We start from the raw sequence: 12,750 nt of genomic DNA, 5'->3' as shown, positions 1-12,750 counted from the left end.
CACGCGCTCCTCGCGGGCAACACCGCGATCGTGAAGGTTCCGCCGACGACGCCGCTCGCGACCGCGCGCGTCGTGCAGCGCGTCGCCGAGAAGCTTCCGGCGGGCGTGCTCAACGTCATCAGCGGCAAGGACGAGAACATGTCGGGCCTCATCCAGAACCCCGACATCGCCAAGGTCTGCTTCACCGGCTCGGTCAACGGCGGCAAGCGCATCATGGAGATGGCGTCGAAGTCGCTCACGCGCGTGACGCTCGAGCTCGGCGGCAACGATGCGGCGATCTTCCTCGAGGATGCCATCATCGACGACGCCCACCTCGACCGCCTGTACGCCGCGATCTTCGACACCACCGGCCAGATCTGCATGAACGCGAAGCGCGTCTACGTGCACCGCTCGCGCCTCGACGAGCTCGTCGCGGGCCTCGAGGCGCGCCTGCAGAACGTCAAGCTCGGCTACGGGCTCGACGAGGGCACCACCATGGGCCCGCTCCACTCGCCGGCGCAGAAGGCGTTCGTCGAGGAGATCATCCAGGAGGCGAAGGACTCGGGCGCCGACGTGCGCGAGTTCGGCGAGCTTCCGGGCGGCGACCTCGCCGGAGGCAACTTCCTCCGCCCGGCGATCGTGGTCGACCCCGACCCGTCGCTGCGCGTCGTGACGCAGGAGCAGTTCGGCCCCGTGATCCCGATCATCCCGTTCGACACCGAGGAGGAGGCCGTCCGCGCGGCCAACGACACGTGGGCCGGGCTGTGCGGCTCGGTGTGGACCGCGAACCCCGAGGCGGCGCAGCGCGTGGGCTCGCAGCTCGTGTGCGGCTACGTGTGGGTCAACGACCACGGCGCGACCCGCTGCGACCTGCGCGCCCCGTTCGGCGGCATGAAGCAGTCCGGCATCGGGCGTGAGCAGGGCATCGAGGGCGTCCGCTCGTTCCAGGACACCCGCTCGATCGCCGTGCTCGACCCGGAGGCGCTCGCGGCGATGGCGCACTGACCGATCGATCCTGAGAGGCGGGATCCGTCCAGATCGGTCGGATCCCGCCTCTTTCTGGAAAACTTCTCATAGACGCAGGCGCCGTGTTGCGCCGAAAGGGAGCGGCATGACCAGCGAGCGCGACATCGACAGCGCAGCCGGGGAAGACCTCATCACCGAACCGCTTGAGGACGTCATCGACCCCGAGGGCTTCACACCGCGCCTGATCGCGCTGCTGTCGAACGCGCTCGTGTGGCGAGAGTCGACCGAGTTGCGCCGCCGGTTCGGCCTGGGCACGAACGACTGGCGCGTGATCTCCGCCGTCGCGCTGCGGCCCGGGATCTCGGCGACCGAGATCTCGGACTTCATCGGCGTCAACAAGGCGGTCGTGTCCAAGAGCGTCTCGACGCTCGTCGCACGACGGCTCATCGTGCTGCTCGACGGTCCGCGCGGCTCGCGGCCGATGTGCCTCACGAGGGACGGCGCCCGCATGCACGACCTCATGCTCCCCGTCTCGATGCGAGGGCAGGAGATCATCCTTGAGGGCATGTCGGAGTCCGACGTGCGCAAGCTCAACACGCTGCTCACCGACATGCTCCAGAAACTGCGGGATGCACAGCTTCTGGACGAGGCCCTCGACAACGAGGCCTCGCCCGCACACAAGCCGGAGCCCTCACCCGCGGCGCACTGACGCCACGAGCGAGGGCTCCTTCGTTCAGCCCGTCTTCGGACTCACTCCTTCTTCTGGCCGGCGGCCCCGGCGAAGCGCATCGCGAAGCCTCCGCCATCGACGGCGAGCACCTGGCCGGTGACCCAGCGCGAGGCATCCGTGGTCAGGAACAGGGCCGCGCTCGCGATGTCCCAGTTGTTCCCCTCGACCTGCATCGCGACGTTTTGCCGGCGGATCTCACGCTGCTCCTCGGTCATGCCCTTGGCCGCGAACGCGCCCCAGATCATCCCGACTCGGACGGCGTTGACGCGGATGCGCCGCGGCGCGAGTGTGCCCGCTGCTCCCTGCGCGAGCTTCTCGAGCGCGGCCTTCGCGATGCTGTAGGGCAGTCCGGGGCCGCGGCCCTCCGCGGCGCCCGACGAGATGAGCACGGCCGCGCCGCCCTCGGTCATGTGCTTCTGCGCGTGCCGCAGGAGGTACCAGGCCGACTTGAGGTTGAGCTCCATCGCGAAGTCCCACGCCTCGATGCTCGTCTCGAAGATGCCCTCGATGCCCGCGCCGCCGATCGAGTCGGCGACGACGTCGATGCGGCCGAAGCGCTCGTACACGGCATCGACCACCGTCGCCACGGCGGCATCGTTCGTGAGATCGACGATGTACGGCTCGGCTACGGCGCCGGTCTCACGCAGGGCCTTCACCGTGCGCTCCGCCGCGCGCGGGTCGTTGTCGAGGATCGCGACCTTCGCGCCGTTGCGGGCGTAGAGCCACGCCATCGCGAATCCGACACCCCCTTCGGGGCCGCTGAGCCCTCCTCCTGCGACGATCGCGACCTTGTCGGTGAGCCACGGCTCGGTCTGCGTCGCCAGCGGATCCTGGACGGGGGTGACCCATTCGGTGTCGTCAGTCATGCGGTGTGATCCTCCTCGGGTACATCGTGGCCGACCGCCCCGACGCGCGGGCGCGCTCGTCCGTCGGGCGGAAGACGGGTTTCGGCGGATGCGCGGAGTCACCGCACCGGGAACGAGCGGCCCGACCACTCTCCGAACACACGGAACACCATCGACATCGCGGCGTTGGGCGAGCCTGCGACGATGATCGGGAGGCTCTTGGGCGAGGCATCCGCGAACACCGGATGGAAGTGGTCCGGCGGGAACGGTCCGTCGGGCAGTCGGCTCAGCCCCTTGCCGACCGCCGCGAGCTCGGCCTCGGTCTTGCCGCTGTGAGCGACGAGCCAGTCGCGCACGTCCTGCTTCGACATGCCGGCCTCGGCGAGCACGCGCGCATGGTCGGGGTTCATGAGGATGCCGACGCATGAGTGGCGGAAGATCCAGGAGCCCGACCGTTGGATCGTGTCTGCGAAGTCGCGCAGCACCTGCACGGGGTCGGTGAAGTGGCGGTTGTCGACGAACTCGCACGTGCGCAGCAGCATGACGCTCACCGCGTCCTCGCCGGCCTCGAGTCCTCCGTCGACCGAGAAGGGCTCCCATGGGCTCGCCTCCTCCGCCTCGGCGATGCCCATGGTCCAGCGGCCGGGCAGCCCTTGCGTCGCCTGCTCGAAGCCGTGGGGACGGATGCCGAAGCCGTTGCGCACCGTGAGCCCGATCGCGCGCGGGATGGTCGCGTTCGCGCGGAAGCCGGGGCCGAGCACGCCGCCACCGCTGTTGACGTCGAGCCTGTCGCGCAGCGGCCCGTTCACGATCACGAGGGGCGCGGGACCGCTCGTGCTCTGCCACCCGCCGCCGTTCGCGGCGCGGTCGGCGGCGAGCGCGTCCCACGCGGTGAGCACCGCCGGGAAGTACTCCGGCAGGCAGCCGGCCATGATCGCGTGCACCGCGACGTCGCGCACCGTGACCGTGCGGTCGAGCGCGAGGTGCCGTGCGACGACGGCGTCGGGGTCGCGGTCGGTCTCGGCCAGGAAGCGCTCGACCGTCTCGTCGGTCGCGGGCAGCGCGGGCAGGCCGTCGGTCCAGCCGTTCGCGTAGAGGTGCTCGGCGACCTCCGTCGCCGCCGCGGGATCGAGCGGTCGCGTGTCGACGGCGGTCATACGGGAACGCTCAGAGCGCTGTCGGCGGCGCTCTGCGCGGACGCGGAGGCGGGCGCCGTGAGGCGTGCGACGACGTCGGGCACGAGGTGCGCGGCGCGGTCGACGAGCTGACCGGCGTCGAGGTTCGCGACCGGATGCTCCGTGAGGATGTACGGGAAGTCGGGGTCGCCCTTGAGCTCGGCCATCGCCTGCGACGTCGACGCGAACGCCTCGGTGCAGATCACCGCCGTCGGGATCCCGGCGCGCTCGAGAGCGATGCCGTCGGCGACGGCGGCGGCGCTGCACGAGCCGCAGTCCCCCACTCCCACGACGACGACATCGCACGACTCGGACAGCTCGGCGACCACCTCGGCGGTGAGGGGCAGCGCGAACTGCTTCTTCGTCTTCCGCACGAGCTCGGCCGCGCCGAGGTCGCGCACGAGCGCCTCGCCGATGCCGTCGAGCAGGTCGGCGGCGTTGCGCTTCGTGTTCTCGAGCAGCCCGACTCGGACGCCGGCGAGGCTCGCGGCGCGGGCGGCGCGCGGCATCCGTCCCTTCTTCGTCGAGACACTGCTGCTGACCGTCGGATCGATGATCGTCGAGGCGATCGTGGAAGCCATGTGCGTCCTCCCCTTCCGTCGCGACCCACTATGGGACGACGGGGGCGGATGCCGCACCGCCCGCTTCCGCGCCGCGGAAGGTCAGTCGGGACTGCTCTCGCGACGCAGGAACACGACGCTCGCGGGCGACGGGGGTCCCGGTCGCTGCAGGAGGCTGCGCGAGATGCGCGACGCGGTGGAGCGCACGAGGTCGACGAAGCGCTGCGGATCGTCGCGCTCCACGAGGTAGACCATTCCGACGGCGGCTTCGACCTCGCCTTCGGCGTTGACGATCGGGGCCGCGACCGATCCCGCGGCCATCGTGAGCGAGCGCGGCGCGATCGCGTAGCGGTTCTCGCGCACCTCGGCGAGCGTGCGGCGCAGTTCGTCGGCGTCGCCGATCGTGTGCGCGGTGTAGCGCTTGAGCGGGTTCTCGACGTACTCGTCGACGACCCCGTCGTCGGCGTACGCGAGCAGGACGAGTCCCACGGCGCCCGCGTGCAGCCGCAGGCGGCCGCCGATTCGGTTCTGTCCCGTGTAGTTCGCGTGCGGGCGCAGCGCCTCGAGGTACATGACGTGCGCACCGTCGCGCACACCCAGGAGCACCGTACGACCCGTCCGACGGTGGATGTCGGCCAAGTGTGGCAGCGCCTTCTCGCGCAGCTGCATGCCGCTCGTCGACGACGTCGCGAGGCTCAGCATCTTCGCGCCGAGCCGGTAGTGGCCTGTCCCGTCGGCTTCGAGACCGCCCCACGCGACGAGCTCGCGCACGAGCCGGTGGGTCGTCGTGAGCGACAGTCCGGACTGGCGGCTGATCTCGGTCAGGGTGTGCGAGCCGGTCCCCCGTGAGAACACGTCCAGCAGCGTGAGAACCCGTCCCGCGGCCGTCAGCTTGTGCGGTTCGCCGGGCTGTGGCGCGCTCATCCGTCCTCCTCGCGGCCTCCGTCGTCGCGACCGTGCGTCCGATTCACGCTGTCGTGTCCATTGAACGCGGAAGGTCCCCGTCCGGCGCCCGCGGTTCCGCTCGGTGGGAAGCGGATCCGCGACCCCGCCCGACCGTGCGCGCCGGCCGGGCGGGGTCGCCGGCGGTCAGCCGCCGACCCACTCCATCGTCGTCCACGGCATGAGGTTCGTCGCGGGTACCGGGTCGTCCTGCCCCGCCCAGCGCGACGTGTTGATGACCGGCATGTGGCCCGTGTACCACGCGAGCGGCGCGTAGAACATGAGCTCCGCGGCGCGCTCCTGAAGGGCCCGGAAGTGCTCGCCGCGCACCTCGCGGTCGCTCGTGCTCAGGGCGCCGAGGGCTGCCTCGTGGATCTCGTCGTCGCAGATGCCGGACGGGTTCGACGCGGCGTTGCGGTCGGGGTTGCAGTCGTACCAGCGCACGATGCCCGTGCTCGGGTCGGAGCCCAGCGTCGAGCGCAGGAAGGCGAGCTCGAAGTCGCTCTCCTTGTAGACCTTGTCGGTGAACACGGCCGACTGGCTCGCCTCCAGGTCGAGCGCGACGCCGATCTCCTGGAGCTGGGACTGCGCGAGCTCGGTCGTCGACGCCACCTCGCTCAGCTCGCTGATGTAGCGGGTCTTGAGCGTGAAGCGCGTGCCGTCCGACCCGCGCGGGTATCCGAGCTCGTCGAGTGCCTCGTTGATCGCGTCGATGTCGTGCGGATACTCCTCCGAGAACCGGATGTCGTCGTTCACCGCCCAGTCGAGCTCCTCGGGGAAGAACGTCTCGGCGGGCGTGCCTCGGCCGCCGAGCGCGATCTCGGTGATCGCCTCGCGGTCGAGGGCCGCGAACACGAGCTTGCGCACCTCGGCGTCCTGGAGCGGCCCGCTCACGGCATTGAACATGATCGTGACATCCTGCGGGAACTGCCCCGTGGGCATCTGCATGACGCTGTCGTGGCCGGGGATCTGGTCGAGTTGGCCCGGGTCGAGCGATGCCTGGTCGATCTCGTTGTTGAACAGGGCGAGCGCGCGGCTGTTCGGATCGCCGATGACCGGGTAGATGACGCGCCCGACCTGCACCTCGCCGTCCCAGTAATCCGGGTTCGCCTCGAAGATGACCTCCTTGCCCGACTCGAACGACACGAAGCGCAGCGGCCCCGTGCCGATGGGCGCCATGTTGGCGGGGTTGGTCACGTAGTCGGTGCCCTCGTAGATGTGCTTCGGCAGCAGATACTGGCCCGCGATCGTCTCGATCGCGGGACCGTACGGCTCGGAGAAGTTCACGACGACGGTCTGCTCGTCCTCCACCTCGACGTTCGCGATGCGCGCCGCGAGCGCCGCGCCGAACGTCTGGAGCTCGACGATCTCGTCCAGGTTGAACTTGACGTCCTCGGCGGTGAACGGCTCGCCGTCGTGCCACGTGACGCCCTCGCGCAGGTGGAACGTTATCTGCAGGCCGTCCTCGCTGACGTCCCATGTCTCGGCCAGGCCGGGCGACAGCTGGTACTCCGGGCTCAGGCGGATGAGCGTGTCGAAGACCTGCGCCGCGAACATGAACGGCGTCGCGCCGTTGGTGAGCTGGGCGTTGAACGACTCGGGATCGGCGGCGATCGCCTGCACGTAGTCGTGCTTGGCGCCCTCGCCTCCTCCGTCGCCTCCGGATGAGCCGCCGGCGCTGCAGGCGGATGCCACGAGCACCGCGCCCGCGAGCGCGGCGGTGATGCCGACACGGCGTCTGGTGAGGTTCAGCACGGGAATGCCTCTCTTGTTGTGCCGGTCGCGGGGTGCGGCCGGGCGGGGGTTCTGGGGTCGTGGGTGCGGATCACGCGGTCAGACGGGTTCGAGGGCCGCCGCGAGCAGCGTGCGGGTGTACGGATGCGACGGCGCGGCGAACACCTCGTCGGTCTCGCCCTCCTCGACGATCTCGCCGGATTTCATGACGTAGACGTAGTCGGCGACCTTTCGCACGACGGGCAGGTCGTGGGTGATGAAGACGTAGCCGACGTCGAGACGGTCCTTGAGGTCGGCCATCACACGCAGGACTCCTGCCTTGACCGACGCATCGAGCGCCGAGACGGCCTCGTCGGCGACGATGATGCGCGGGCGCAGCACGATCGCGCGCGCGATGAGCACACGTTGCCGCTGACCGCCGCTCAGCTCGTGCGGGAACCGGTCGAGGTACCGCTCGGGCGGATCCATGCCGACGAGTGAGAGCGCCTCGACGACGGCGTCGCGCACCGCGGCTCGGCCCTTCGCGATGCCGTGCAGTCGCACGACCTCGCCGATCGTCTGCTCGACGCGCTTGCGGGGATTGAGGGATCCCGCGGGATCCTGGAGGACGGCCTGGACGGTGCGCCGGAACCGCATGCGGTCGGCGCGCCCCATGCGGGCGAGATCCTGGCCGTCGATCGTGACCGAGCCGGCGGACGCGGGGATCAGGTCGAGCAGGATGCGGGCGAGCGTGCTCTTGCCGCTGCCGCTCTCGCCGACGATCGCGACGAACCGGCCCGGCTCCGCCGTGATGCTCGCGTCGCGCACGGCGAGCACAGGCGGTGTGCCGCGGCGGCCGCGGAACTCCTTCGAGACGCGATCAGTCCTGAGCATCTTCGCTCCTCTCGAGCGCGAGTCGCGCGCGCAGGCTTCGGGGCATCGAGTACAGCGGCACGTCGGGCTCGGTGAGGCTGCGCACGCTGCGCAGGAGCGCCTTCGTGTAGTCGTGCCGCGGATCGGCCAGCACGGCGGCGGTGGGCCCCGACTCGACGATGCGCCCGCCGTACATGACGTGGATGCGGTCGGTCATGCCCGCCACGACAGACAGATCGTGCGAGATGAGGATGAGCGATGTGCCGAGCTCCGACACGGTCTCGTCGAGCGTGCGCAGCACGCGGGCTTGGACCGTCGCGTCGAGGGCGGTCGTCGGCTCGTCGGCGATGATGAGGTCGGGCTCCTTCGCGATCGCGACGGCGATGAGCACCCGCTGCCGCATGCCGCCGCTCAGCTCGTGCGGGAACTGGCTCGCGACGCGCTCGGGATCGTCGAGGCCCGCGAGGCCGAGGAAGCGCACGACCTCGGCCTCGCGGGCCCTGCGGTCGCGGCGCGAGGTGGCGCCCAGCGACTCCGCGACCTGCGCGCCGACCTTCATCGTGGGGTTCAGGAAGGTGAGCGGGTCCTGGAAGATCATCCCGACGCGCTTGGAGCGGATCTGGTTCCACGCGGATGCGGGAGCCGTCAGCATCTCGCGACCGGCGAAGCGGATCGAGCCCTCGACCCGCACGCGCGGCGACGTCGGCAGCAGGCCCGCGATCGCGCGGCCGGTCACCGACTTGCCCGAACCCGACTCGCCGACGATGCCGACGCGTTCGCCGAGGCCGACGGTGAACGACGCCGACGAGACCGCCTCGACCTCGCTGCGGTCGCCGGTGGGAAGGTGCACGCGCAGACCGTCGACCTCGAGCAGGGGGTGCGTGTCGGTGCGGTCGCGGTCCGCGGCGGCATCCGTGATCGTGGGGGCGCTCACTTGACTCGTCCGATCGTCGGGTTGAGGGCGTCGTTCATGGCGTCGCCGAGGATGTTGACGGCGAGCACCACGAGGAAGATGCACAGACCGGGGAAGAGCGCGAGCCACCACGCCTGCTGCATGTAGGCCTGCGCGGAGTTGAGCAGCGCTCCCCAGCTCGGGCGGTTCGCGTCGCCGATGCCGAGGTAGGAGAGCCCCGACTCGACGAGGATCGCCCGGCCGACCGTCATGGTCGTCGCCACGAGCACGGGCGGCATCGCATTGGGGATGACATCCGACCAGAGGATCCGCGGCCCCGAGAAGCCGGCCGCCTTCGCCGACTCGACGTAGCCGAGCTTCGTGATGCGCATCGCCTCGGCCCGCACGATCCTCGCGACGCCGGGCCACATCGTGACTCCGAGGATCACGATGATGATCACGACGTTCGAGCCGAGCAGCGCCGCGGCGACGAGCGCGAGCACGAGTCCCGGCAGCACCTGGAAGAACTCCGACACCTTGACGAGCGCGTTGTCCATGAACCCGCCGTAGTAGCCGGCGACTCCGCCGATGATGAGCCCGAGGGTGAGGCACAGCACCGCGACCGAGAATCCGACGATGAGAGACACCTGCCCGCCGTAGACGACCCGCGCAAGGTAGTCGCGACCGAGGTTGTCGGTGCCGAGCCAGTGCTCGCTGCTCGGGGGCAGCAGCTTGGGGTAGATCGCCGATACGGGGTCGCCCACGAAGGACGGGCCGACGAACGAGATCAGGATCAGCACGACGAGCAGCGGGAGGAACACCCACACGGAGCGCTTGCGCAGGAACGCGCGCCACGCGGCGTTCCGCCGAGATCCGCCGGACGCCGCGACCGCGAGCGTCTCGGTGCCGGCATCCGGCGCCAGCGGCTCTTCGAGGCCGAGCTCGGTCTCGGGCGGCGGGGTGGGCTGGACCGTCGTCATGATGCGGCCACCTTCCGTGAGAACTGCGCGCGCAGGCGGGGATCGACGATGCCGTACGTGATGTCGGTGAGGATGTTCGCGAGCAGGATCGTGATCGTGAGGAAGATCGCGACGCCCAGCACGACCTGGTTGTCCTGACGCTGGATCGCGTCGACGAAGAGCAGGCCCATGCCCGGCCAGCCGAACACGCTCTCGACGAGCACCGACCCCGCGAGGATGAATCCGAGGCTGTAGCCGGCGACCGTGACCATGGGCAGCAGGGCGTTCGGCAGGGCGTGGCGCCACAGCACGCGCTGCGACGGGAGGCCCTTCGAACGCGCCGTGTCGATGAAGTCCTGCCCCAGAGACTCGATCATCGACGACCGCATGATGCGCGTCTTGAACGCGAGCTCGGTCGAGGCCATCGTGATGACCGGCAGCACCATGTAGCGGATGTCGATGCCGTCCTGCCCGTAGGGCGCCTTGCCCTGCGTGGGCAGCCAGCCGAGCTGGATCGAGAACACGATGATCAGGAGCATGCCGAGCCAGAAGTTCGGCACCGAGAAGAGGGCGACCGCGCCGGCCGAGATGCCGCCGTCGAGCCACCGCTTGCGCGTGCGCGCCGCGATCGCACCGAGCACGATGCCGAGCGTCGTCGAGATGATGAACGCGGGGACGGCGATCGCGAGCGTGTTGCCTGCGCGGTTCAGGATGAGTTCGAGCACGGGCTCGTTCGTCCCGAACGAGTAGCCGAGCTCACCTCGGAACACGTTCCCGAGGTAGACCAGGTATCTCTCCCACAGCGGCCGGTCGAGACCGAACGCGGCGACGATCTGCGCTTCGAACGCCGGCGAGATCGGCACGTCTCCCACGAAGTTCTGGATCGGGTCGCCGGGGGCGATCTCCAGCAGCAGGAAGAGCACCGTCAGCACGACGACGAACAGGATCAACGATGAGAGAAGCAGCCGTCCGTAGTGGATGGCCATCGCTTTCATAGGGCGTCCGTCCCTTCGCGACGCGGTCCTCGGTGATCGCGTCTACCGGGCCCCACGATCACGGCGGGCGACGAGCGCACTCAACGGCGGCTTCCACACGATGGAAGCCCGCCTCGGGCAACGCGTCTTCCGCGTGTCGGAAGAGCGCGGCATCCGCTCAATGGAAAGTATCCAAGCGCATACCTATGGACATTCCCTATGGTCATAGGTAATCTGACAACGACCGCATCGCCGCGGCGCTACCCGAGAGGAACGGACCTCACAGTGGCCACCATCACCCCCGCCCAGAACAAGGCAGCCGCTCGCGAGCTCGTGAGCGGGTTCTCGCTGGAGATGACCGGGAAGGACGTGCCGGGACTCCAAGAGGCCGCGCACTCGATCCCGCAGGGAACGAAGATCAACGTCACATTCCTCGGCAACGAGGATCTCGACATGCGCGTGACCGCCGCGAAGGCGGTCAAGGACCTCGGATTCGTCCCGGTCCCGCACATCTCCGCCCGGCGCCTGAAGAGCCAGGACCAGCTCGAGGAGTTCCTCGGCCGTCTGCAGGAGGTCGGCGCGACCGAGCACGTCTTCGCCGTGGGCGGCGACCCGACCGAGCCGGAGGGTCCGTACCCGGACTCGCTGAGCGTCATCCGCACCGGCCTGCTCCAGAAGTACGGCGTGCGCGAGGTCTCGATCGCCGGCTACCCCGAGGGCCACCCCGACATCAAGAACGACGTGCTGTGGCGCCACCTCGAGGACAAGTCCGCCTCGCTCAAGGAGCAGGGCCTGGACGCGGTGATCCTCACCCAGTTCGCGTTCGACACCGACCCGGTGCTCACGTGGATCAAGGGCGTCCGCGACCGCGGCATCGACACGCAGATCCGCATCGGCACCCCGGGCCCGGCCGGCATCAAGCGCCTGCTCGGCTTCGCGCGCCGGTTCGGCATCGGCGCGAACGCGATGATCGTGAAGAAGTACGGGTTCAGCCTGACCAACCTCATGGGCACGGCCGGTCCCGACAAGTTCGTCACCGACCTGTCCGGGCTGCTGGCCGACGCCTCGGCGGGCTCAGCGACCGGTTACGGTGACGTGAAGCTGCACTTCTACACGTTCGGCGGCCTGCTCGCCACGTCGGAGTGGGTGCGCGAGTACCTGGCCGCACAGGCTTGACCCGTCCCGAGTCTTCGTCCGAGGAGCATCCGAGAATGTCCCCGCACATCGAACCGAAGCGCGACCACGCGTGCCTGATCGTGCACGGCCCCGACCAGCCCGGCCTGGTCGCCGCCGTCACGGGCCTCGTCACCCGCAACAAGGGCAACATCGTCACGCTCGACCAGTACTCCGACAACCCCGAGGGGGGCGCGTTCTTCCAGCGGGTGGTGTTCCACCGCCCCGACCTCGCCGCCGCGATCGACGAGATCGAGGCCGACCTGGCCAAGACGCTCAAGCCGCTCGGGGTGGAGTGGACGCTCACCGACCAGTCCATCCCGAAGCGGATGGCGATCCTGGTCTCCACGAGCGACCATTGCCTGCTCGAGCTGCTGTGGCGTCACCGCCGCGGCGAGCTGCCGGTGACCATCCCGATGGTGATCTCGAACCACACCAACACCGCCGAGGACGTCCGCACGTTCGGCATCCCGTTCTTCCACGTGCCCTCGCAGGGGCCCGACAAGAGCGAGGCCGAGGCGAAGATCCTCGAGCTGGTCAAGGGCAACGTCGACTTCATCGTGCTGGCCCGCTACATGCAGATCATCTCGGAGGACTTCCTCGAGAAGGTCGGCGTGCCGATCATCAACATCCACCACTCGTTCCTGCCCGCGTTCATCGGCGCCGCCCCGTACCGCAAGGCGAAGGAACGCGGCGTGAAGCTGATCGGCGCGACAAGCCACTACGTGACGAAGGACCTCGACGAGGGCCCGATCATCGAGCAGGACGTCGCGCGCGTCAACCACGCGATGGACGCCGCTGACCTCCAGGCCCGCGGTGCCTACGTGGAGCGCGCGGTTCTCTCGCGCGCGGTGCAATGGCACGCCGAAGACCGTGTCATCCGCCACGGCAACCACACGATCGTCTTCACCGACCGACCGTAACCCACCCCCGGCGCCGCACCCGCGGCGCCCCTATCCGAACAGAGAG

The 12,750-nt window shown here is 69.5% G+C and carries 13 protein-coding genes; 4 read left to right on the top strand and 9 right to left on the bottom strand.

The features are described 5' to 3' along the window. Positions 1-984 (top strand): aldehyde dehydrogenase family protein (locus VNR19_RS14170; RefSeq protein WP_325727821.1); only part of this gene is annotated, 984 nt, incomplete at its 5' end. 106 nt (positions 985-1,090) lie between these two features. Continuing rightward, positions 1,091-1,654, top strand: coding sequence for a MarR family winged helix-turn-helix transcriptional regulator (locus VNR19_RS14165; protein ID WP_325727819.1), 564 nt, complete (start codon positions 1,091-1,093; stop codon positions 1,652-1,654). A gap of 41 nt (positions 1,655-1,695) precedes the next feature. On the opposite strand, the gene VNR19_RS14160 is transcribed toward VNR19_RS14165, so the two are convergent. The 9 genes from VNR19_RS14160 to VNR19_RS14120 form a co-directional block, all read right to left on the bottom strand. Continuing rightward, positions 1,696-2,541 carry an SDR family NAD(P)-dependent oxidoreductase gene (locus tag VNR19_RS14160; protein WP_325727817.1) on the bottom strand — a complete coding sequence of 282 codons (846 nt, stop codon included), beginning with the start codon at positions 2,539-2,541 and terminating at the stop codon, positions 1,696-1,698. 98 nt (positions 2,542-2,639) lie between these two features. Beyond that, positions 2,640-3,677 carry a hypothetical protein gene (locus VNR19_RS14155; RefSeq protein ID WP_325727815.1) on the bottom strand — a complete coding sequence of 346 codons (1,038 nt, stop codon included), beginning with the start codon at positions 3,675-3,677 and terminating at the stop codon, positions 2,640-2,642. Further along, positions 3,674-4,276: a UGSC family (seleno)protein gene (locus tag VNR19_RS14150; RefSeq protein ID WP_325727813.1), complete on the bottom strand. Its 603-nt coding sequence runs from the start codon at positions 4,274-4,276 to the stop codon at positions 3,674-3,676. The genes VNR19_RS14155 and VNR19_RS14150 overlap by 4 nt, the downstream gene beginning before the upstream one ends. A gap of 81 nt (positions 4,277-4,357) precedes the next feature. Next, the gene (locus tag VNR19_RS14145; RefSeq protein WP_325727812.1) at positions 4,358-5,179 is read right to left on the bottom strand and encodes an IclR family transcriptional regulator; all 822 of its coding nucleotides are present in this window, start codon (positions 5,177-5,179) and stop codon (positions 4,358-4,360) included. 165 nt (positions 5,180-5,344) lie between these two features. After that, positions 5,345-6,952, bottom strand: coding sequence for an ABC transporter substrate-binding protein (locus VNR19_RS14140; RefSeq protein ID WP_325727811.1), 1,608 nt, complete (start codon positions 6,950-6,952; stop codon positions 5,345-5,347). A 78-nt stretch (positions 6,953-7,030) separates the two neighbouring features. Next, positions 7,031-7,804, bottom strand: a complete 774-nt coding sequence (locus tag VNR19_RS14135) for an ABC transporter ATP-binding protein (RefSeq protein ID WP_325727809.1) — start codon at positions 7,802-7,804, stop codon at positions 7,031-7,033. Continuing rightward, the gene (locus tag VNR19_RS14130; protein WP_325727807.1) at positions 7,791-8,717 is read right to left on the bottom strand and encodes an ABC transporter ATP-binding protein; all 927 of its coding nucleotides are present in this window, start codon (positions 8,715-8,717) and stop codon (positions 7,791-7,793) included. The genes VNR19_RS14135 and VNR19_RS14130 overlap by 14 nt, the downstream gene beginning before the upstream one ends. Further along, a complete protein-coding gene (locus tag VNR19_RS14125; protein ID WP_325727805.1) occupies positions 8,714-9,655 on the bottom strand; it encodes an ABC transporter permease in 942 nt (313 codons plus the stop codon). The genes VNR19_RS14130 and VNR19_RS14125 overlap by 4 nt, the downstream gene beginning before the upstream one ends. Further along, entirely contained in the window at positions 9,652-10,620 is a 969-nt protein-coding gene (locus VNR19_RS14120; protein ID WP_325727803.1) for an ABC transporter permease, read from the bottom strand. Before VNR19_RS14120 ends, VNR19_RS14125 begins: the two co-directional genes overlap by 4 nt. Before the next feature lie 342 nt (positions 10,621-10,962). On the opposite strand from VNR19_RS14120, the gene VNR19_RS14115 reads away from it, so the two are divergent. Continuing rightward, complete coding sequence (locus VNR19_RS14115) at positions 10,963-11,784, top strand: methylenetetrahydrofolate reductase (RefSeq protein WP_325727831.1); 822 nt, start codon at positions 10,963-10,965, stop codon at positions 11,782-11,784. 35 nt (positions 11,785-11,819) lie between these two features. Continuing rightward, positions 11,820-12,704, top strand: a complete 885-nt coding sequence (purU, locus tag VNR19_RS14110; protein WP_325034375.1) for a formyltetrahydrofolate deformylase — start codon at positions 11,820-11,822, stop codon at positions 12,702-12,704. Positions 12,705-12,750 lie beyond the last annotated feature (46 nt).

Origin of the sequence: Microbacterium sp. (assembly GCF_035556355.1) — a bacterium.
Taxonomy (GTDB): domain Bacteria; phylum Actinomycetota; class Actinomycetes; order Actinomycetales; family Microbacteriaceae; genus Microbacterium.
This window is presented reverse-complemented; position numbering and strand designations above follow the sequence as displayed.